The sequence below is a fragment of the Streptomyces sp. NPDC004610 genome (genome assembly GCF_040609715.1).
In the GTDB taxonomy this organism is placed as follows: Bacteria; Actinomycetota; Actinomycetes; order Streptomycetales; family Streptomycetaceae; genus Streptomyces.
The window spans coordinates 90198-110410 of sequence record NZ_JBEXLA010000020.1; the positions used below are offsets into that span (position 1 = coordinate 90198).

The following is a 20213-nucleotide window of genomic DNA, read 5'->3' on the forward strand; positions in this document are numbered from 1 at the left end:
GGTGATCCTGGGGGCTCGGCAGGACGACGGTCCTACTCTCGCACGCGCGGGCGGACGGCCGCCTTCGGTTATCGCGGGGGGATGCTAGGAGGAGAGCTGGGACTGCACCTGCGCCGAGATCAGCTCCAGATGGTCCAGGTCGTCCAGGTCGAGGATCTGGAGGTAGACCCGGCTCGCGCCGGCCTCGGCGTAGCGGCCGATCTTCTCGACCACCTCGGCCGGGGAACCGGCCAGGCCATTGGTCTTCAGCTCCGCCACCTCACGGCCGATGACGGCGGCGCGGCGGGCGACCTCCTGGTCGTCCTTGCCCACGCAGACCACGAGGGCGTTGGAGTAGACGAGGTCGTCGCCCTTGCGGCCCGCCTCCTCGGCGGCGGCGCGCACCCGGCCGAACTGGCGCTCGCTGTCCTCGATCGAGGCGAACGGCATATTGAACTCATCGGCGTAGCGGGCGGCCAGCCGCGGGGTGCGGGTGGCGCCGTGGCCGCCGATCAGCACCGGGACCCGGGACTGGGCGGGCTTGGGCAGCGCGGGCGAGTCCTTGAGCTGGTAGTAGGTGCCGTCGAAGTCGAAGGTGTCGCCGACGGGGGTCTCCCACAGTCCGGTGACGATGGCGAGCTGCTCCTCCAGCCGGCCGAACTTCTCCTTCGGGAAGGGGATGCCGTACGCCGCGTGCTCCTCGGCGAACCAGCCCGCGCCCAGGCCGAGTTCGATCCGGCCGCCGGACATCTGGTCCACCTGGGCGACCTGGATGGCGAGGACGCCGGGCAGCCGGAACGTCCCGGCGGTCATCAGGGTGCCGAGCCGGATCCGCTGGGTCTCGCGGGCGAGGCCGGCCAGGGTGATCCAGGCGTCGGTGGGGCCGGGCAGGCCGTCGACCGAGCCCATCTTGACGTAGTGGTCCGAGCGGAAGAAGGCGTCGAAGCCGAGTTCCTCGGTGGCCTTGGCGACCGTGAGCAGCGTGTCGTACGTGGCCCCCTGCTGGGGCTCGGTGAAGATGCGCAGATCCATGGCGTCCATCCTGCCTCCTGGCCCCCCGGCGGACCGCGCGGGCCCACCCCGGAGGGCCGGTCCTCGGTCGGGTGAACTTCTTCCGTGCCCCGGGGCGGGCGATGCGGGGTTCAGTGACCCGGTCCCGCGGTGATCGTTGGCTCGGGCGGAGCCGGAGCGACCGGCACCCGCACCCGGCCGCCAGGCGCCGGGGCGACTTTTCGCAGCGGCCCCTGTCGGGGCCATGGGCCGAGGAGGCCGTCATGTCCGAGGAATCCGGGAAACCCGTGCCGCACCAGGGCGGACCGGCTGAGCCGAAGGGCCTGTTGCAGCAGATGGAGGAACTGATGGCGGCGCTGAGCGCGGATCTCAACGCCCTGGACGCGGACCTCCAGGCGACGGCCACGGAGGGCGGAGGGGCCGGGGAGTACGGGCGGGCCGGGGACAACGGGCGGGGGGAGCGGGGGGTCGGCGCGGGGGGTGGGTGAGCGGCGGGCCGTGCCGGGTGGGTGAGCCTCGGCCGGCGTCGGTGGGGTGAGCGCGGTCAGGGGCGGGCGAGTGGGCGCGGTCAGCAGCGGGCGGGTGAGTCCCGGCGAGCGTCGGGCGGGTCGCATGTCCAGCTGACCGGCCGAGTGGCCGAGTGGCCGAGTGGCCGACGGTCAAACCGCTGACCGGCTGACCTACCGACCGTCGGCTGCCCGACGGGCTGATGAGCAGGTGGGCTCGTGGGCTCGTGGGCTGGCCAAAGGACCGACCGGCCGATCAGCTGACTGGCCTACCCGCCGACCGGCTGACCGGCTGGCTGACCGACTGACCGGCCGACTGACCAGGCGACCGGCCGACCGACCGACCGCCCTCGCCCCCTCCCTCCCCGTCTAGCCCGCCTCGCGTTGGGCGAGGGCCGCTGCCTCGCGGTCCGCCAGTTTGCGGAGCATGTCCCGGATCCGGTCCCGGGACTCGTCCGCCGCGTCGATCGCCTCCATGCACTGCCAGTACGTCCCCTCGTCGGCCGCCGAGCTGGCGACGCCGACCAGGGCGATCCCCACCTCGCCGAGCAGTCCGCCGAGGTACATCAGGGCCTGCCGGGCGTCGCCCAGCTCCGTGAGCTGGGCCGCGCGCAGTTCGCCCGGGGCGAGCTTCGGCTCGTCCAGCACCCCGCAGCCCCGGCCCGCCAGTTCCGTGAGACCGAGGGCCTCACCCCGCAGCTCGGGTGGTCCGAACACCGCGAGTCTGCTGCCGATCGCCTGTGCCAGACACTGCGCCTGCCACACCTCTGCCAACGTCTCCGATATGCCGCCGTCCACCGCCAGCGCCCGCCTGCTCGTCACGATGAGCCGCACCGCGTCCATGGGCTGCCCCGTCTGTCCGCCCGAACTCCGCTGTCCACTACCCAGAGTGAGGGTGAGTGAGACGAAAAGCCAGAGGAAGACGGAAATCTGCGGACACTAATTCAGATTCGCCCCACAAATTGACTACGGAGCGTAGTAACGGAGTGATCGAGTCCCCGAGTTGTCCGGACTCGTCTGGCTTTACGCGGGCCGCCGCGCCCGTCACTCACGGCACAGCGGCCCGCGCGAGGCGGTGGTTCTCAGGGCGCCGGGAAGCGTTGCTCGTTGCGGTCGATCTTCGCGTCCAGCGCGGCGAGCGGATCCACCCCGAGCACCTCGCACAACTGGAGGAGATACGCCAGCACATCGGCGACCTCGTCCCGCACCCGGTGCGCGGTGTCCGGATCGTCCATCACCCGCGCCGACTCCTCCGGTGTCAGCCACTGGAAGATCTCGACCAGTTCGGACGCCTCCACACTGAGCGCGGCGACCAGGTTCTTGGGCGTGTGGAACCGCTGCCAGGCGCGGGCCGCCGCGAAATCGGCGAGGCGGCGCTGGAGCGCGGCCAGGTCGGGCTGTCCGGGGCGTCCACGGTCTCCCGTCCGGTCCTCAGGGATGTCGCTGTCACCGTCGCTCATGGAACTGTCACTCATGGAACTGTCGCTCACGGAACTCACGGATCAAGGTGTACCACCGTCACCCCGGACACCCCGGCGGCCCAGGACGCGTCGCTCACCGCGGCCAGGCACCGGAGGTGGCCGTCCCCGGCGGCGGCGGTGGCCAGCCTCAGCAGTGCGCCGCGCTGGACCGGATCGAGGGCGCGGTCGAAGCCGTCGGCGAGCACGGTGAGCGAGCGCAGGGCCGCGGGCACCTCGCCGGGCGGGTCGGTCGCCAGGACCCCGGGGCCGGTGAGCAGGACGAGGGCGAGGGCGGCGTAGCGCAGTTCGCCGTCGCCGAGCCGGGCGAAGTCGGTGCGCGGACCGGCGCCCCGGTCGACCAGGGCGCGGACGGTCGCCGGGGCGCAGGGCTCGGCGTACACATCCTCGACCGGGCCCCGGCAGCCGGCCCGGACGGCGTCGACGAAGCGGGTGTGGCGGTGGGCGCACTCGGCGCGGGTGCGCCACAGCACCCCGGCGAGGTTGTCGCAGCCGCCGAGCAGCCGGGCGGAGCCCGCGGGCACCGGGTCGCGCATCCGGGCGGGGCACGGGTCGACCGGGAAGACCGAGCGCAGGGCCACCACCATCTGCGCGGCGGCGGCCAGCACCTGGCGCTGGCCGTCGGTCCGGCCGGCCACCCGCAGCGGCAGCAGCGCGGTGCCGAGCCGGTCGTCGGGGAGCGGGGCGCGGGTGACCCGGGCGGAGCCGGCGGTGTGCCAGGCGGCCTGGACGGTACGGCGGCCGGGGTCGCGCAGGGCGGTCTCCAGCAGGACCCGGCCGTCGGCGGAGAGGCGTTCGCCGACGATCCGGAGGTCGGGCTCGGCCTGGACGGCGAGGTCCAGCCGGACCGCTCCGTCCGGTCCGTCGGCCGTGCAGCCGATACGGAAGCCGCGGCGGTGCTGGGCGTCGGGGCGGGCGCGGTCGGGGACGCAGGCGGCGGGGTCGGGGAACACCTCGCGCAGGGCGGCTCCGGCGGCGAGGCGGGCGAGGGCCTCGTACGCCGTCAGGGCGGTGGTCTTGCCGCTGCCGCTGGGGCCGGTGAGCAGGGTGACGGGGGTGAGCGGGACGGTGGCGCGGCGCAGGGCGGCGAAGGCGGACAGGCGCAGTTCGGTGAGGTGGGGGCGGGCGGGGGCGGGAGCGGGGGTGCCGGGGTGGGGTGGTGCGACGGTCCTGGCCATGCGGGTGAAGGTAGGACCGTCATATTCCGGCGAAACGTTGCTCCGGGCCGGGCTTCCTACGAACGAGGGACGGGGGAGGACGGGGGCGTGCCCGGGGCCGTCAGTGGCCCGGGGCGCCCATGCCCGCCATCAGGCCCTGCACTTCCGTGCCCGGCGGGGTGAGCAGGAACACATTGCGGTCCACCCGGTGCATCCCGCTGCCCAGACCGAAGACCACGCCGGTGCTGAAGTCCAGGACGCGTTTGGCGACATCGGGTTCGGCGCCGGTGAGATCGAGCAGCACCGGGATGCCGGACATCAGGGTCTCGGCGACCTCGCGGGCGTCGGCGAAGACATTGACCCGCAGCACCACGAAACGGCGGCGGGCCTCGGTCTCCGCGCCCGGCAGCGCCCGGTGCCCCACGGCGGACGGCCAGGCGTCCCGGCCGCGGAGCGGGACGACCTGGGCGAGCCCCTCCCACTGTTCATCGGTGACATCGCGTCCGTTCACCGGCTCCCCCGATCCGTCTCGTCGTGCCGTGTCGTGCTTCGTCATGGCCTGCACCAGCCATTCTTACGCCAAGTCACCCGTTCGGCCCACCAACGACACGGTGTGCGACCGACTCGTACAAAGGTGTGACGTACCGCATAGGGTCCGGGCGGGAAATCTCCGGGCGCGGTGACGCTTTCCGGGCACGCGTCCGTATCTCCTGTCGTACGCGTCGTACGCAGCCGTTCTCGTCGGTACGCGGCAGCCGTGCGCGTCGTACACCGCCGTGCCCGTCGGTACGCGGTCGTGCCCGTCGGTACGCAGTCGTACGAGTTCGTTCGTGTCAGGAGGCCGCATGCCCTTCTCCCGCTCCAAGGTGGGAAGCGTCTTCGTCGTCGGTGCCATGGGTCTGACCCTCACCGCGCTCGCCTATCCGGCCATGCTGGGGGTGGAGACCACCGCCGAGGACCAGAACCGGATCATCGCCAACACCCGGTGGGGGCCGCTCACCGAGGCGGACCGGGACTTCGTGGTGAAGGTCAGGGCGGCCGGGCTGTGGGAGTACCCGCTGGGCGAACTGGCCATGGAGCGGGGGACGACGGCGGAGATGAAGGAGGCGGGCAAGCATCTGATCGTGGGGCACGCGGGGCTGGACGAGCTGTGCCGCCGGATCGCCCCCGAGCTGAACATCACCCTGCCCAACCAGGCGAGCCCGCAGCAGCAGCAGTTCGTGGCGACAGTCGCCGCCGAGCAGGGCAGGTCCTTCGACTCCACGGCCGTGCAGATCATGCGGGTCACCCATGGCCAGATCTTCCCCGTCGTCGCCAAGACCCGGGCCAACACCCGCAACACCCTGGTCCGCCAGCTCGCCGACCTCGCCAACGACACCGTCCTGGACCACATCACCGTGCTGGAGAAGACCGGGCTGGTCAACCACGACCAGGTCAACTTCCAGCAGACCGTCCCGCCCAAGCTGCCCAAGGACCAGCTGACCCCGCCGCCCCCGCAGCCCGGGGCGCCCGTGGTGGTTCTCACACCGCGCCCCGATCTCGGGATCAACACCGCGAACCCGGCACCCAGTCCTTCGGCGGCGACGGGGGGCGGCCAGGTGGGCTGACCCGCGAACCCCGCGTTCCGGGCCCCCAAACCCTCGCTCCGGGCCCGCTCACGACCCGTTCCGGACCCGCTTGTCATGGTCGGGTCCGCGCACTACTGTCACCTCGCCTTGGTGAACGGGAAATCCGGTGCGGAACCGGTGCGGCCCTCGCCACTGTGATCGGGAAGTCCTGCTCCGGCCCTCACGGGCAGCCACTGGGTCCCTCGGGACCCGGGAAGGCGGAGCACGGGCGGTGGTACCCGTCAGCCAGGAGACCGGCCAAGGCGCGTCGTCCATCCACGAGGTGCTGGAGAGGGTCTGCTGAGCCATGCACATAGCCGAGGGTTTTCTGCCCCCGGCGCACGCGATCGCCTGGAGTGTCGCGTCGGCGCCGTTCGTCATCCACGGAGTGAGATCACTCACCCGTGAGGTCAAGGAGCATCCCGAGAGCACCCTGCTGCTCGGGGCGTCCGGGGCCTTCACCTTCGTCCTGTCCGCGCTGAAACTGCCGTCGGTCACCGGGAGCTGCTCCCATCCGACCGGCACCGGTCTCGGCGCCATCCTGTTCCGGCCGCCGGTCATGGCGGTGCTGGGCACCATCACCCTGCTGTTCCAGGCGCTGCTGCTGGCCCATGGCGGGCTCACCACGCTGGGCGCCAACGTCTTCTCCATGGCGATCGTCGGACCCTGGGCCGGATACGCCGTCTACCGGCTGCTCCGCCGCTCCGGGGCACCGCTGATGGCCGCGGTGTTCTGCGGCGCGTTCGTCGCCGATCTGTCCACCTACTGCGTGACCAGCGTGCAGCTCGCGCTGGCCTTCCCCGACCCGGGCAGCGGATTCCTGGGCGCGCTCGGCACGTTCGGGTCCATCTTCGCCGTCACCCAGATCCCCCTCGCGGTGAGCGAGGGACTGCTCACGGTGCTGGTGATGCGGCTGCTGGTGCAGTCCAGCAGCGGTGAGCTGACCCGGCTGGGTGTGCTGGTCGCCCGTACCTCCAAGGCACAGGCGGTGGCGCGGTGAAGCGGAACACGAGGATCAATCTGCTGTTGCTGCTCGCGGTGGCCGCGCTCGCCGTGCTGCCGCTGGCGCTCGGGCTCGGCGACCACAAGGAGGAGCCGTTCGCCGGGGCGGACGCCGAGGCCGAGACGGCGATCACCGAGATCGAGCCGGACTACGAGCCCTGGTTCTCGCCGCTGTACGAACCGCCGTCCGGGGAGATCGAGTCGGCGCTGTTCGCGGTGCAGGCCGCGATCGGCGCGGGGGTGCTCGCGTACTACTTCGGGCTGCGGCGCGGACGGCGGCAGGGGGAGGAGCGGGCGGCGGCGCCGACGCCGGCCGCCCCTTCGGGTGATCCCGCCGCGCGGGGCTGAGGGCGGGTGCTGCCGATCGACGCGGCGGCGCACGGCAGTCGCTGGCGCCGCCGTCATCCCGTCGACAAGGCCGTGCTCGGTTTCGGGCTGACCGCGCTGGCGATCTCGCTGCCGCCGTGGCCCGGTGCCGTGCTGGTGCTGCTCACCGCGCTGGTGGTGCTGCTGGGCCCGGCCGGGGTGCCGGGGCGCCGGCTGTGGCGGGCCTACCGGGTGCCGCTGGGGTTCTGCGTCACGGGCGCGCTGCCGCTGCTGGTGCGGGTGGGCGGGTCCGAAGGAACCGGCGGGTTCGTCGGGCTCGCCGAGGGCGGGCCGGTGCGCGCCGCCGAACTGCTGCTGCGGACCTCGGCGGCCTCGCTGGGGGTGCTGCTGTTCGCGTTCACCACGCCGATGTCGGATCTGCTGCCCCGGCTGGTGCGGGCCGGGGTACCGGCGCCGGTGGTGGATGTGGCGCTGGTGACGTACCGGATGAGTTTTCTGCTGCTGGACTCGGTGCGGCGGATCCGGGACGCGCAGGGCGCGCGGCTCGGGCACACCACCCGGGCGGCGCGGTGGCGGTCGCTGGCCGGGCTGGGGGCGACCGCGTTCGTCCGGGCCTTCGACCGGGCGGCCCGTCTCCAGGCCGGGCTGGCCGGGCGCGGCTACGACGGCACCCTGCGGGTCCTGGTCCCAGAGACCCGGGTGTCCGTCCGTTTCACCGCGGTGAGCGCGGCGCTGCTGGTGGCGCTGGCCGCGCTGACCCTCGTTCTCGAAAGGGCCCTGAGATGAACGTGCCCCCACCCCCGCCGGACCGGCCGGAGCCCACGGACTCCCCGGCACCTTCGCCTTCCGTGCCTTTGGTCGCCCTGCGGGGGGCCGGTTTCGCCTACGAGGACGGGCCCCCGGTGCTCAGCGGGTTGGACTTCGCCGTCGCCGAGGGACGGGCGCTGGCGCTGCTCGGGCGCAACGGCAGCGGCAAGACCACGCTGATGCGGCTGCTGAGCGGCGGGCTGCGACCGGCGTCCGGGACGCTCACGGTCGAGGGGCGGGCGGTGTCGTACGACCGGGCGGGGCTGACCCGGCTGCGGACCACCGTGCAACTGGTGGTGCAGGATCCGGACGACCAGCTGTTCGCGGCGTCGGTCGGGCAGGACGTGTCGTTCGGGCCGCTGAACCTCGGGCTGCCGGACGGGGAGGTGCGGGCCCGGGTCGCGGAGGCGCTGGCGGCGCTGGACATCGCCGCGCTGGCCGACCGGCCGACCCATCTGCTCTCCTACGGCCAGCGCAAACGGACCGCCATCGCGGGCGCGGTCGCGATGCGGCCCCGGGTGCTGATCCTGGACGAGCCGACCGCCGGGCTCGACCCGGACGGGCAGGAACGCCTGCTGGAGACCCTGGCCGGGCTGCGGGGCGGAGGCACGACGGTGGTCATGGCGACGCACGATGTCGATCTCGCCCTGCGCTGGGCGGACGACGCGGCGCTCCTCACCCCCGACGGGGTCCACACCGGCCCGGCGGCGACCGCCCTCACCCGGACGGACCTGCTGACGGCGGCCGGACTGCGCCTGCCCTGGGGAGTGGCGGCGACCCGGCTGCTGCGGGCCAGGGGCCTGCTGGGCGAGGGGGAACGGGGGCCACTGACGGCGGAGGAGCTGGCGGCGGTGGCGGGGGTGGGGGCGGAGTAATTGGCGGGGGTGATGGCGGAGGGACTGGCGGGGGGCGGCGGAGGGACTGGCGGAGGTGACGGCGGTCGCCGTGCCCCGGCCGGGCCGCACCCCGCCCGGCCCGGCCGGGGCGACCAGCAGAGGAACCGGCGGGGCTGACGGCAGAGGGACCGGCGGGGGCGACGGCAGAGGGACCAGCGGCGGTGGCGGCGCAGTAACTGGCGACGGTGAAGGCAGAGGAACCGGCGGCCGGGACGGCGGAGGGACCGGCGGCCGTGACGCCACCCGAAGACAGTCAGTCGTGCCACCCCCGGAACGCCTCATCGCACCCCCTGAAGCGCGCCTCGCCGCACCTCTTGGAGCGCCTCGCCGCACCCCTCAGAACACCCCGCCGCACCCCTTGGAACACCCCCGCCGCGCCCCTCAGAACACCCCCGCCGCACCCCTTGAAACACCCCGTCGCACCCCTAGAGCGCCTCGTCACACCCCCTAGGAGAAGAAGGTCACAGCCGCGCCCACTGCTGCTCGTTCGGCGTTCTGGCCTAGCATCCGAGCCATGACGGTCCTGCCTGACGACGGGCTCTCCCTGGCCGCCGAGTTCCCGGAAGCGACGCATGAGCAGTGGCAGCGCCTGGTGGCGGGTGTCCTGCGCAAGTCGGGCAAGGAAGTCTCGGGAGCCGCGGCGGAGGACGCCCTGTCCACGCTGCTGGAGGACGGGCTCTGCACTCGTCCCCTCTACACCGCGCGCGACAGCGCGCCCGACCCCGGGCTGCCCGGTTTCGCCCCGTTCATACGGGGCGGTACGCCCGCCGGTGGCACATCCGGCGGGTGGGACGTACGGCAGCGGCACGCGGCGGCGGACAACGCGGCCGTGCTCGCCGATCTGGAGAACGGGGTCACCTCGCTGTGGCTGGTGGCCGGTGACCTTGGGATCCCGGTCTCCGCGCTGGCCGGTGTGCTGGAGGGTGTGTATCTGGATCTGGCGCCGGTCGCGCTGGACGCCGGACCCGAAGTCGTCCCCGCCGCACGGGAGTTGCTGCGAATCGCGGCCGAGCGGCAGGTCCTCCCGGCGGCGCTGCGCGGCAACCTCGGCGCCGACCCGCTGGGCCACCAGGCGCGCACCGGTGAGCCGGGCGACCTCGCGGAGATCGCCGCCCTCCTCCCGCTGACCGACGGGAGCGGGCTGCGGCCGGTGACCGTCGACGCCCTGCCGTACCACGAGGCCGGGGGGTCGGCCGGGCAGGAGCTGGGCGCCTCCCTGGCGACCGGGGTGGCCTATCTGCGCGAGCTGACCGGGGCCGGGCTCGGCGCGGCCGAGGCGGCGGCCCGCCTCGACTTCCGGTACGCGGCGACCGCCGACCAGTTCCTGACCATCGCCAAGCTGCGCGCCGCGCGCCGGCTGTGGGCGCGGGTCACCGAGGTGTGCGGGGCGCCCAGCCCGCAGCGGCAGCACGCGGTGACGTCCTCGGTGATGACCACGTCCCGCGACCCCTGGGTGAACATGCTGCGCGCCACGGTCGCCACGCTGGCCGCCGGGGTGGGCGGCGCGGACGCGGTGAGCGTCCTGCCGTTCGATCACGCGCTGGGCCGCCCGGACGCGTTCGCCCGGCGGATCGCCCGCAACACCTCCACCATCCTGATCGAGGAGTCGCATCTCGCCCGGGTGATCGACCCGGCCGGCGGCTCCTGGTACGTCGAGCGGCTCACCGATGAACTCGCCCACGCGGGCTGGGAGTTCTTCCAGGAGATCGAGCGGGCGGGCGGTCAGGCCACCGCGCTGCGGTCGGGGTTCGTACGGGACCGGATCGCGGCGACCTGGTCGGTGCGCAAGGCGAAGCTGGCGAAGCGGCGGGAGCCGATCACCGGGGTGAGCGAGTTCCCGTTCCTCGCGGAGAAGCCGGTGGTGCGCGAACCGGCGCCCGGACCGGCACCCGAGCCGGCACCCGAACCGGCACCCGAGCCGCCGTCCGGCGGACGGCTGCCCCGCGTGCGGCGCGACGAGGACTACGAGGCGCTGCGGGCCCGCTCCGACGCCCATCTCGCCGCGACCGGGGCCCGCCCCCGGGTGTTCCTGGCCGCGCTGGGCCCGGCCGCCGCGCACACCGCCCGGCTGACCTTCGCCGCCAACCTCTTCCAGGCGGGCGGCATCGAGCCGGTCACCGAGGGCGCCTTCGCGGACAGCGGGGCGCGCGAGGTCTGCCTGTGCTCCAGTGACGCGCTCTACGAGGAGCGGGCCGGGGCGGAGGCCGCCGGGCTGCGGGCCGCCGGGGCCACCCAGGTGTTCCTCGCGGGCCGCCCGGGGCAGTACCCGGGTGTGGACACCTATGTCTTCGCCGGCTGCGACGCCGTCGCCGTCCTCTCCGCCACCCTCGACCGCATGGGAGTGTCCTGATGTCGTCGCCGTCGTCGCCGTCCGTCCCCGACTTCACCGGGATCGACCTGGGCACCCCCACCGTGGAGGGCGGTCCCGACGAGTGGCGTACGGCGGTGAAGAAGGCCGGTGACGGTGACGATCTGCTCTGGGAGACCCCGGAGGGCATCACCGTCGAGCCGCTCTACACCGGGCAGGATCTGGAGGGCCTGGACTTCCTGGGCACCTACCCGGGCATCGCCCCGTATCTGCGCGGCCCGTACCCCACGATGTACGTCAATCAGCCCTGGACGATCCGCCAGTACGCGGGTTTCTCCACGGCCGAGGAGTCCAACGCCTTCTACCGGCGGAATCTGGCGGCCGGTCAGAAGGGCCTGTCCGTCGCCTTCGACCTGCCGACGCACCGGGGCTACGACAGCGACCATCCCCGAGTGACCGGCGATGTCGGTATGGCGGGCGTGGCGATCGACTCGATCTACGACATGCGCCAGCTCTTCGACGGCATCCCGCTGGACAGGATGACCGTCTCGATGACGATGAACGGGGCGGTGCTGCCGGTCCTGGCGCTGTACATCGTGGCGGCGGAGGAGCAGGGGGTGCCGCCGGAGAAGCTGGCCGGGACCATCCAGAACGACATCCTCAAGGAGTTCATGGTCCGCAACACATACATCTACCCGCCCAAACCCTCGATGCGGATCATCTCCGACATCTTCGCCTTCACCTCCCAGCGGATGCCGCGCTACAACTCCATCTCCATCTCCGGGTATCACATCCAGGAGGCCGGGGCGACGGCCGATCTGGAGCTGGCGTACACCCTCGCGGACGGGGTGGAGTACATCCGGGCGGGCCGGGAGGCGGGTCTGGACGTGGACGCGTTCGCGCCCCGGCTCTCCTTCTTCTGGGCGATCGGCATGAACTTCTTCATGGAGGTCGCCAAGCTGCGGGCGGCGCGGCTGCTGTGGGCGAAACTGGTGAAGCAGTTCGACCCGCAGAACACCAAGTCGCTCTCCCTGCGCACCCACTCCCAGACCTCGGGCTGGTCGCTGACCGCGCAGGATGTCTTCAACAACGTGACGCGGACCTGTGTCGAGGCGATGGCGGCGACCCAGGGCCACACCCAGTCCCTGCACACCAACGCGCTGGACGAGGCCCTCGCCCTGCCCACCGACTTCTCGGCCCGTATCGCCCGCAACACCCAGCTCCTCATCCAGCAGGAGTCGGGCACGACCCGGGTCATCGACCCGTGGGGCGGCAGCGCGTATGTGGAGAAGCTGACGTACGACCTGGCGCGGCGGGCCTGGCAGCACATCCAGGAGGTGGAGCAGGCGGGCGGTATGGCGCAGGCCATCGACGCCGGGATCCCCAAGCTGCGGGTGGAGGAGGCGGCGGCGCGGACCCAGGCGCGGATCGACTCGGGCCGTCAGCCGGTGATCGGGGTGAACAAGTACCGGGTGGACAGCGACGAGCAGATCGACGTCCTCAAGGTCGACAACTCCTCGGTCCGCACCCAGCAGATCGAGAAGCTGCGGCGGCTGAGGGAGGAGCGGGACGAGACGGTGTGCCGGGACGCGCTCGACGCGCTGACGCGGGCGGCCGGGGGCGAGGGCAATCTGCTGGAGCTGGCGGTGAACGCGGCGCGCGCGAAGGCGACGGTCGGCGAGATCTCGGACGCGCTGGAGAAGGTGTACGGGCGGCACGCGAGCCAGATCCGTACGATTTCCGGGGTGTACCGCAACGAGGCAGGTGAGTCCCCGTCCGTGGACCGTACGCGGGTGCTGGTGGACGCGTTCGAGGAGGCCGAGGGGCGTCGGCCGCGGATCCTGGTCGCCAAGATGGGGCAGGACGGCCATGACCGGGGCCAGAAGGTGATCGCGACGGCCTTCGCCGACCTGGGCTTCGATGTCGATGTCGGCCCGCTCTTCCAGACGCCGGGGGAGGTGGCGCGGCAGGCGGTGGAGGCGGACGTCCATATCGTCGGCGTCTCCTCCCTGGCCGCCGGTCATCTCACCCTCGTACCGGCGCTGAAGGAGGAGCTGGCGGCGGAGGGCCGGGAGGACATCATGATCGTGGTCGGCGGGGTGATCCCCCCGCAGGACGTGCCGACGCTGCTGGAGATGGGCGCGGCGGCGGTCTTCCCGCCGGGGACGGTGATCCCGGACGCGGCGCACGACCTGGTGCGGCGGCTGGCGTCCGACCTCGGCCACGACCTCTGAGGCGGCCATGGCCCGTGTGATCGACATCGATACGTATGTGAAGGGCGTGCTGGACGGGAAGCGCGCGCTGGTCGCCCGTGCGATCACCCTGGTCGAGTCCACCCGCCCGCAGCACCGGGTGCTGGCGCAGCGCCTACTCACGGAGTTGCTGCCGCACAGCGGGCGGGCGCGGCGGATCGGGGTGAGCGGGGTGCCGGGGGTGGGGAAGTCGACGTTCATCGACGCGTTCGGCACGATGCTGACGGAGCTGGGGCATCGGGTCGCCGTCCTCGCCGTGGACCCCTCCTCCAGCCGCACCGGCGGCTCGATCCTCGGCGACAAGACGCGGATGGAGCGGCTGGCGGTGGATCCGGCGGCGTTCGTCCGCCCCTCCCCCACGGCCGGGACGCTGGGCGGGGTCGCCAAGGCGACGCGGGAGTCGATCGTGGTGATGGAGGCGGCGGGGTACGACGTGGTGCTGGTGGAGACGGTGGGGGTGGGCCAGTCGGAGACGGCGGTCGCCAACATGGTCGATTCTTTTCTGCTGCTTACCCTCGCCCGGACCGGGGACCAGCTCCAGGGCATCAAGAAGGGCGTCCTGGAGCTGGCGGACGTCATCGCCGTGAACAAGGCGGACGGCCCGCACGAGCGGGACGCGAAGGCGGCGGCGCGGGAGCTGGCGGGCGCGCTGCGGCTGATGCACGGCAAGGACGCGGCCTGGACGCCGCCGGTGCTGAGCTGTAGCGCGCGGGAGTCGCTGGGGCTCGATGTGGTGTGGGAGCGGCTGGAACAGCACCGGACGCTGCTGGACGGCACGGGGCGGTTGGCCGCGAAGCGGCGGGAGCAGCAGGTGGATTGGGTGTGGAGCATGGTGCGGGACGAGTTGCTGGGCCGGTTGCACGCGGATCCGGGGGTGCGGGAGGTGGCGCCGGGGTTGGAGCGGGCGGTGCGGGAGGGGGAGGTGACGGCTACGGTGGCGGCGGAGCGGATTTTGGGGGTGTTCGGGGGTGGGTCCCCGTGAGGAGGCTCGGGCTCGGCTGAGGTGAGCTGAGATTCTCGTAGTGGTCGCAGAGGGCGCCGACGGACCGGGCGAGCAGGCGGGCGTGTGCGAGGCGGGCGGGGAGTGACGGACGCGGCCTGACACCGAGCCGTGCGCGGGCCTCGGCCACGGCGGTGAGGGCGCAGGCCCGGGGGATGTCGTCCTCGGGGAAGCCGGCTGCCGTCTGCTGGATCTCGGGGATGGTGAGCATGAGGTGTCCGCGCAGCCTCAGTAGCAGCGCGTCGAGTTCCTCCTCGCCGGGTGCCGGGGTGTTGTCGCCGAGGAGACGCCGGACGGCTTCGCGCATGGTGGCCAGGTCGAGGGGGTGGGGGTGGCCGGGGGTGGTCATGCCGGGGGCTCCGATCCGCCGTCGGGGCGGCGGCCCTCGCGGATGAGCCGACGGCGGGCGATGCCGGTGCCGCAGATCCCGGCGTCGCGGATGCAGCGGTCGCACCGGGGTGCGTGATCGAGGAGCAGACGGTACGCCTGCCGACCGGTGTGCCGGGAGCATGCGCGCGGGAACCAGCGGATGCGGGCCTGCCGGGCATGGAGATCGACGGCCGTGTCCGGTGTCAGGGGGTCTTCGGTGGGGTCCCAGAGGCAGACCGCGCCGCGGATCTGGTCGGCGGTGAGGGTGTCGATGGGTGGGAGGGGGAGCAGTTCGACGGCGTCGCGTGGGCTGTGGGGGAAGATGCCGGTCATGTGGTCGCCTAGGCTGAGGGCGCGGAGGTCGTCGCGGGCGATGAGGTCGCCTTCCTGGAGGAGGGCGGTCACGGCGGCCAGTTCACCGCGGTGGCGGGTGCGGGCCCAGGTGGTGAGGCGGTCGCTGAGGAGTGGGGGTTCCGATTCCTCTTCCTTGTGGGGGTTGGCGCCCCTGCTGATGGGTGTTGTCGTCACGGCACAAACCGCTCCCTCTGTTCTGGTGGCTGCCTGATGCCAATGAACCAGTGGAGAGCAGGCAGGATCGACGCCAGGCCGATGCAAGAACGATGCAATTCCGGCCCACCGGGTGATCCGAGTCGGGTTCCAGGGCATGACCGGGTCCGGGAGCGCTACGGTCGCCGCACCCCTCCGTCCCGCAACCGTACGGAGCCCTCATGGCTGATGGCCGCAAGCCCAACGCGATGCTTCGCGGTGTACGAGTCTCTGAATTTCAGATGAGTCGACACGAGTTCGCAGCGATCATCGTCAAGACCGGTGCTGAGCTGGGGGAGCCGGTCGGATGCACTGCCCGGCTGGTCGCGGCCTGGGAAGACGGGGACGTCTCCTGCCCTCGCTGGGCGTACAGAAGGGTGCTCACTCGACTTACCGGCAGAACAATGGAGCAGCTCGGCTTCCGGGTCGTCTCTGAGGCTCAGCTGCGCCAACCCTCGCCTATACCTGACCGCCGCGAATTTCTCCTGGAAGGCACTGCGGCTACCACTGCATTCTCTCTCGCCCCACTGCGGGGTGAGAATGGAAGAATTGGCGAGAGCGATGTTCGAGTGGTCGATCAAGCGGTCGCAGCGATCTACGGGCACGACCACGACCACGGGTCCGCGTCTCTTCGCCATGAGGCATCCACTGCTCTGCTGATCGCCTATCAGTGGCTCCAAGGCGGAACCTACACCGACGGAACAGGCCAGCGCCTCCGCTCGGCAACGGGTCATCTGAGCATCGCCGCCGGTTGGCTGTCGTACGACTCAGGCCGTGCAGCGGATGCCCGAAGCCTCTACGGGGAAGCCTTGGCCGCCGCTCGCATCGCTGATGATCGCGGTCTGGAGGCCCATGCATTCGGGTGTCTTTCGCTGCTCGCCAAAGCCAGTGGTAGACCCCGGGAGGCAATTGCCTCCGCGCAGGGCGCCCAGAGTGCAGCACGCACCACTGGGTCCGCGCGAATGCTCAGTCTTTTCGCAATGCGCGAAGCAGGGGGATGGGCGTTGCTCGGCGACCGCAGCGCTGCTGACGATGCCGTCGTCCGTGCCCACCGGCTCTATGCGAAGGGTCCTGCCGAGGCAGACCCGGACTGGTTGGAGTTCTACACGCCCGCCGAACTGGCGGGCCTGGAAGCGCTGGCGCGCGCGAATCTCGGGCAGCACGATCGCGCGGCAGCCGGAGCTGAACAGGCCGTGCTGCTCCACGGCGATCAATTTACGCGAAACCGCTCCCTCTACCAGGCCGATGTGGCCATTCAGCATGCCTTGAGGGATCGAGCCGAGCCAGAAGCGGCGGCCGAAGCCGCGAGATCCGTCCTGACGTACCTCCCTGAGGTTCGGTCGGATCGGCTGCTTCAACAACTCCACAATGTGGAAAGCGCAATGCAACGCCACGCGACCGTCCCAGCGGTCGCCGACTGGCTTGAGCATTACCGCACGGCGATCGGCAACAGCTGAGGAGGAGAGGGAACGGTGGCCTCAAGCACCCCCGCAGATATGGTGATCAGGAACTACGGGCCCGGCGAAGTCGCGCCACTGCTCGACCTGCTCGCTGACATCTGGGCCGACGCCCACCCGGAGCTGGTCGACAACCCGGGCGCCGACACCGCCGGACTGTCCGTGCCCGCACTCCATCGCCAGATCACCGGACACCTCAGACACTCCGGCTTCGTCCTGGCCGTGGCCTACGCCGAAGGCACCCCGGTCGGCTTCGGTTACAGCTTCCCTTGTTCCGCCGAGTACTGGTTCGGCCCCGGCCTCATGGACCAGGTGCCGGAAGGCGCACGCACCCAGCGGCTGATGGGGCTGTGCGAGCTGGCCGTCCGCCCGCCCTGGCAGTCCCGGGGCATCGGCACCCGACTGCACGCCGAACTCCTCAGGGCCGTCGCGCCACGGTGGTCGTCGCTCCTCGCCCTGCCCTCCAACCACCAGGGCCGCAATCTCTACACCCGGCTCGGATACCGGTACGCGGGTCCGTACCGGAACTCACCCGACGGCCCCGAATTCGATCTCCTGCTCCTTCGCCTCTCACCCGACGAGGAACAACGCCCTGAAAGGCACGATGTCAGCAATGGCTGATCTGGGTCGTGCGGCACACAGTTGCCGCCACCGGATCGACGGCACCGGAGGTGACTTCTTGGATCGAAAGGTCGCAGCCATGGAAGTGAAGCGTTATGGGCAGCAGGACGCGAAGACCATCCGCACGATGCTCCTGGATATTCACGACGCGGCCTATGAAGGCTCGACGGCTTCCTTCGATTCCCGGGAGCGCTTCGCGGAGTTCGTGGACGGATGGAGCAAACGGGACGGCTGGGTCTGCCTGATCGGATTCGACGGGGATGAGCCGGTGGGCTATCTGTACGGCGCCCCATTCAGCCCCGGCGGCTGGTGGCGAGGGTCCGAGCGGCCCGAGTCATTGGCCGTCACAGAGCGGGCCTTCGCGTTGTCAGAGCTGATGGTGTTGCCGCGATGGCGAAAGACGGGCGCCTCGGTGACACTCCACGAGGCCCTCCTCGCCAGCAGGAGCGAAGAGGCGGTGACCCTGTTCGTCGACCTCGCGCATCCCAAGGTCGTCGCACTCTACGAGTCCTGGGGCTACGCGAAGGTGGACGAGTCAAAGCCCTACGACGACTCCCCCGTGTTCGCCGTGATGCTGCGGCGCCTGAAGCCTGCGGCTTCGGACTGACTGAACGGCCACCTCGAAAACAGTGCCCTGGCGGGGCAGATACGACGCCCGCCACCGACCCACAGTGACAGCCCGGTCACCGCAACGACACCCCCTCCGCCGCCCCCAACCCCTCCGGCGTAGCCCGATACGTCGCCGTCCAGACCGTCGGCGCACAGCCCGAGCCGTTCGGCCGTTCCTCCGTCAGCCGGGTGTCCCGCGTGTCCGTCACCACCACCCGCCCTCCGGCCGCCGCCGTCACCGTCAGCCGCACCGGCACGGTGACCGCGCCGATGTCGTCCGCTAGCCGTACGTCCAGGCGGGCGTAGGGGTCGGCCGCGTCCCCCGACAGCCGCTCCGCGCACCGCTCCGCCGCGCACAGCCGGATCGTCACCGCGTCCGAGGCGCCGAAGTCCGCCGGACGCCACACCGCGGCGACCGATGAGTCGGCGCCCATCAGCGTGCAGGGCGCGGTCTGGCCGAAGAGCGTGCAGCCGCTCAGCGCTGCCGCCGTACCGATGGTCCACAAGGCGTGTCGCACAACGGCGGATCGTACGGGGGCACCGGTGCCCGCGCCACGTGGTGAAGATCTCCGTCGCGGCGTACCACGGGCCGGGACAGGGGCTTGATCTCCTCTTAACTGCACTTAATATGCAACAGCATCAGCAGGGCATTAAGGGTGGGAGAGCATGTCGAAGCGACGAGGGATACGGACGGCCGCGTTCGCGGGCGCGATACTCACGGGCGTCGGCGCCTGTTCGGCGCCCGGGGGCGGGAGTGACGGCGAGAGTGGGGCCGCCGATTCCGTCGTCGTCGGCGTCGCCTCCGAGCCCGACACGCTCAGCCCGCTCCTCGGGTACGGCAAGGACGGGAACTCCAAGATCTTCGACGGGCTCCTCGCCCGCGAGGCCGATCTCTCGCTGCGCCCGGCGCTGGCCAAGCACCTCCCCGAGGTCTCCGGGGACGGGCTGACGTACACCTACGCGCTGCGCGAGGGCGTGCAGTTCAGTGACGGGGAGCCGCTGACCGCCGCGGACGTGGTGTTCACCTACGAGACCGTCCTGGACGAGAAGACCAACAACACGGCCCGCAGCGAGCTGGACGCCATCGAGGAGGTGCGCGCGGAGGGGGACGGCTCGGTCGTCTTCACCCTCAAGTACCCCTACGCCGGGTTCGCCGCGCGTACCGTGCTGCCGATCGTGCCCGAGCACATCGCGGGTGGGCAGGACCCCAACACCGGGGAGTTCAACACCGAGCCGGTCGGGACGGGGCCGTACACGCTGTCGTCGTGGAGCAAGGGCGAGAAGCTGACCTTCAAGGCCAACCCCAACTACTGGAACGGGGAGCCCGCGGTCAAGACCGTCACCATGGCGATCATTGAGGACGATGACGTGCGGGCCACGCGGTTGCGGTCCGGGGATCTCGACGGGGCCGTGCTGCCGCCCAACCTCGCCGCCACCTTCGAGGGGGAGGAGGGGAAGAAGACGTACGAGGCCAAGACGTATGACTTTCGGGCCGTGACGCTGCCGCAGGCCGGAGAGGTCAGCGGGGACACCGCCATCCGGCGGGCGCTCGATCTCGCCGTGGACCGGCAGGCCATGGTCGACAGCATCCTGGACGGGGCCGGGACGCCCGCCTACGGGCCGCTGCCCGTCGGGGACACCTGGTTCGCCGATGGGATCGAGCGCGAGCAGGATCTCGCCGAGGCCGGGCGGATTCTCGACGCGGCCGGGTGGCGGAGCGCCGAGGGCGGTGTGCGGGCCAAGGGTGGGCAGCGGGCCTCGTTCACCCTGCTCTACCCCTCCGGCGACAAGGTCCGCCAGGACCACGCCCTCGCCTACGCCTCCGACGCCAAGAAGGCCGGTATCGAGGTGAAGGTGGAGAGCGCCACCTGGGAGGTCATCGAGCCCCGGATGAAGGACGACGCCGTGCTCGCCGGGTTCGGCAGCGTCGGCGATCCCGACTTCGGTCTCTACACCCTCCTCCACTCCACCCTCGCCGGAGACGGCTTCAACAATATGGCCGGGTACACCAACCCCGCCGTGGACGATGCTCTCGACCAGGGGCGGCGCAGTGCCGATCAGGCCGTCCGGGAAGGCGCCTACGACACCGTGCAGCGGGAGCTGGTGGAGAATCCCGGCTACACCTTCCTGACGCATGTCAACCATGTGTATGTGCTCGCCGACCGGTGGGACGGGCTGAACACCCAGATCGAGCCGCACGAGCACGGGTTCGCCAGCGGGCCCTGGTGGAACCTGGAGAGCTGGAAGCCCGCGGCGTGATCCCCAGCATCCGCCGGCTTCC

The 20213-nt window shown here is 71.6% G+C and carries 21 protein-coding genes and 1 riboswitch; of the genes, 13 read left to right on the plus strand and 8 right to left on the minus strand.

What is annotated here, in order from left to right; translation table 11 throughout:
- Positions 1-84: 84 nt before the first annotated feature.
- Complete coding sequence (locus tag ABZX40_RS22595) at positions 85-1011, minus strand: LLM class F420-dependent oxidoreductase (RefSeq protein ID WP_355741185.1); 927 nt, start codon at positions 1009-1011, stop codon at positions 85-87.
- Positions 1012-1253: 242 nt separating this feature from the next.
- Between ABZX40_RS22595 and ABZX40_RS22600 the strand changes: the two genes are divergently transcribed.
- Positions 1254-1478: a hypothetical protein gene (locus ABZX40_RS22600; protein ID WP_355741063.1), complete on the plus strand. Its 225-nt coding sequence runs from the start codon at positions 1254-1256 to the stop codon at positions 1476-1478.
- A gap of 387 nt (positions 1479-1865) precedes the next feature.
- Here ABZX40_RS22600 and ABZX40_RS22605 read toward each other — a convergent pair whose 3' ends face one another.
- From ABZX40_RS22605 to ABZX40_RS22620, 4 genes are all read right to left on the minus strand, one after another.
- Positions 1866-2339, minus strand: a complete 474-nt coding sequence (locus tag ABZX40_RS22605) for a DUF6099 family protein (RefSeq protein ID WP_355741061.1) — start codon at positions 2337-2339, stop codon at positions 1866-1868.
- 239 nt (positions 2340-2578) lie between these two features.
- The gene (locus ABZX40_RS22610; RefSeq protein ID WP_355741183.1) at positions 2579-2956 is read right to left on the minus strand and encodes a nucleotide pyrophosphohydrolase; all 378 of its coding nucleotides are present in this window, start codon (positions 2954-2956) and stop codon (positions 2579-2581) included.
- 35 nt (positions 2957-2991) lie between these two features.
- On the minus strand, positions 2992-4152 hold the full coding sequence (locus ABZX40_RS22615) for an ATP-binding protein (RefSeq protein ID WP_355741059.1): 1161 nt from the start codon (positions 4150-4152) through the stop codon (positions 2992-2994).
- A 100-nt stretch (positions 4153-4252) separates the two neighbouring features.
- Positions 4253-4687, minus strand: a complete 435-nt coding sequence (locus ABZX40_RS22620; RefSeq protein ID WP_355741057.1) for a cell division protein SepF — start codon at positions 4685-4687, stop codon at positions 4253-4255.
- A 289-nt stretch (positions 4688-4976) separates the two neighbouring features.
- Here ABZX40_RS22620 and ABZX40_RS22625 point away from each other — a divergent pair, with 289 nt between their 5' ends.
- From ABZX40_RS22625 to meaB, 8 genes are all read left to right on the plus strand, one after another.
- Positions 4977-5738, plus strand: a complete 762-nt coding sequence (locus ABZX40_RS22625) for a DUF4142 domain-containing protein (protein WP_355741055.1) — start codon at positions 4977-4979, stop codon at positions 5736-5738.
- Positions 5739-5830: 92 nt separating this feature from the next.
- A riboswitch (cobalamin riboswitch) is annotated at positions 5831-6016 on the plus strand.
- Positions 6017-6045: 29 nt separating this feature from the next.
- Complete coding sequence (locus tag ABZX40_RS22630) at positions 6046-6738, plus strand: energy-coupling factor ABC transporter permease (protein WP_355741053.1); 693 nt, start codon at positions 6046-6048, stop codon at positions 6736-6738.
- A complete protein-coding gene (locus tag ABZX40_RS22635; protein WP_355741051.1) occupies positions 6735-7088 on the plus strand; it encodes an energy-coupling factor ABC transporter substrate-binding protein in 354 nt (117 codons plus the stop codon). The genes ABZX40_RS22630 and ABZX40_RS22635 overlap by 4 nt, the downstream gene beginning before the upstream one ends.
- A gap of 6 nt (positions 7089-7094) precedes the next feature.
- Positions 7095-7853, plus strand: coding sequence for a cobalt ECF transporter T component CbiQ (gene cbiQ / locus ABZX40_RS22640; protein ID WP_355741049.1), 759 nt, complete (start codon positions 7095-7097; stop codon positions 7851-7853).
- Complete coding sequence (locus ABZX40_RS22645) at positions 7850-8749, plus strand: ATP-binding cassette domain-containing protein (RefSeq protein WP_355741047.1); 900 nt, start codon at positions 7850-7852, stop codon at positions 8747-8749. Before cbiQ ends, ABZX40_RS22645 begins: the two co-directional genes overlap by 4 nt.
- A 535-nt stretch (positions 8750-9284) precedes the next feature.
- Positions 9285-11120 carry a methylmalonyl-CoA mutase subunit beta gene (locus ABZX40_RS22650; RefSeq protein WP_355741045.1) on the plus strand — a complete coding sequence of 612 codons (1836 nt, stop codon included), beginning with the start codon at positions 9285-9287 and terminating at the stop codon, positions 11118-11120.
- A complete protein-coding gene (scpA, locus tag ABZX40_RS22655; protein ID WP_355741043.1) occupies positions 11120-13312 on the plus strand; it encodes a methylmalonyl-CoA mutase in 2193 nt (730 codons plus the stop codon). The genes ABZX40_RS22650 and scpA overlap by 1 nt, the downstream gene beginning before the upstream one ends.
- 16 nt (positions 13313-13328) lie before the next feature.
- On the plus strand, positions 13329-14312 hold the full coding sequence (gene meaB / locus ABZX40_RS22660; protein ID WP_355741041.1) for a methylmalonyl Co-A mutase-associated GTPase MeaB: 984 nt from the start codon (positions 13329-13331) through the stop codon (positions 14310-14312).
- Here the strand turns inward: meaB and ABZX40_RS22665 are convergent.
- Together ABZX40_RS22665 and ABZX40_RS22670 are read right to left on the minus strand one after the other, a co-directional pair.
- Entirely contained in the window at positions 14260-14679 is a 420-nt protein-coding gene (locus ABZX40_RS22665) for a DUF6415 family natural product biosynthesis protein (RefSeq protein ID WP_355741039.1), read from the minus strand. The two genes, meaB and ABZX40_RS22665, sit on opposite strands and share 53 nt — an antisense overlap.
- On the minus strand, positions 14676-15227 hold the full coding sequence (locus ABZX40_RS22670; RefSeq protein ID WP_355741037.1) for a hypothetical protein: 552 nt from the start codon (positions 15225-15227) through the stop codon (positions 14676-14678). Before ABZX40_RS22670 ends, ABZX40_RS22665 begins: the two co-directional genes overlap by 4 nt.
- 200 nt (positions 15228-15427) lie before the next feature.
- Between ABZX40_RS22670 and ABZX40_RS22675 the strand changes: the two genes are divergently transcribed.
- The 3 genes from ABZX40_RS22675 to ABZX40_RS22685 are packed head-to-tail and all read left to right on the plus strand — an operon-like array spanning position 15428 to position 17930.
- A complete protein-coding gene (locus ABZX40_RS22675; protein WP_355741035.1) occupies positions 15428-16702 on the plus strand; it encodes a hypothetical protein in 1275 nt (424 codons plus the stop codon).
- Between the two features lie 15 nt (positions 16703-16717).
- The gene (locus ABZX40_RS22680; protein ID WP_355741033.1) at positions 16718-17323 is read left to right on the plus strand and encodes a GNAT family N-acetyltransferase; all 606 of its coding nucleotides are present in this window, start codon (positions 16718-16720) and stop codon (positions 17321-17323) included.
- Positions 17316-17930: a GNAT family N-acetyltransferase gene (locus ABZX40_RS22685; protein WP_355741031.1), complete on the plus strand. Its 615-nt coding sequence runs from the start codon at positions 17316-17318 to the stop codon at positions 17928-17930. The genes ABZX40_RS22680 and ABZX40_RS22685 overlap by 8 nt, the downstream gene beginning before the upstream one ends.
- Positions 17931-18006: 76 nt before the next feature.
- Here the strand turns inward: ABZX40_RS22685 and ABZX40_RS22690 are convergent, their stop codons facing one another.
- A complete protein-coding gene (locus ABZX40_RS22690) occupies positions 18007-18450 on the minus strand; it encodes a hypothetical protein (protein WP_355741029.1) in 444 nt (147 codons plus the stop codon).
- Between the two features lie 148 nt (positions 18451-18598).
- Between ABZX40_RS22690 and ABZX40_RS22695 the strand changes: the two genes are divergently transcribed.
- Positions 18599-20191 carry an ABC transporter substrate-binding protein gene (locus tag ABZX40_RS22695; RefSeq protein ID WP_355741028.1) on the plus strand — a complete coding sequence of 531 codons (1593 nt, stop codon included), beginning with the start codon at positions 18599-18601 and terminating at the stop codon, positions 20189-20191.
- Positions 20192-20213: the final 22 nt, after the last annotated feature.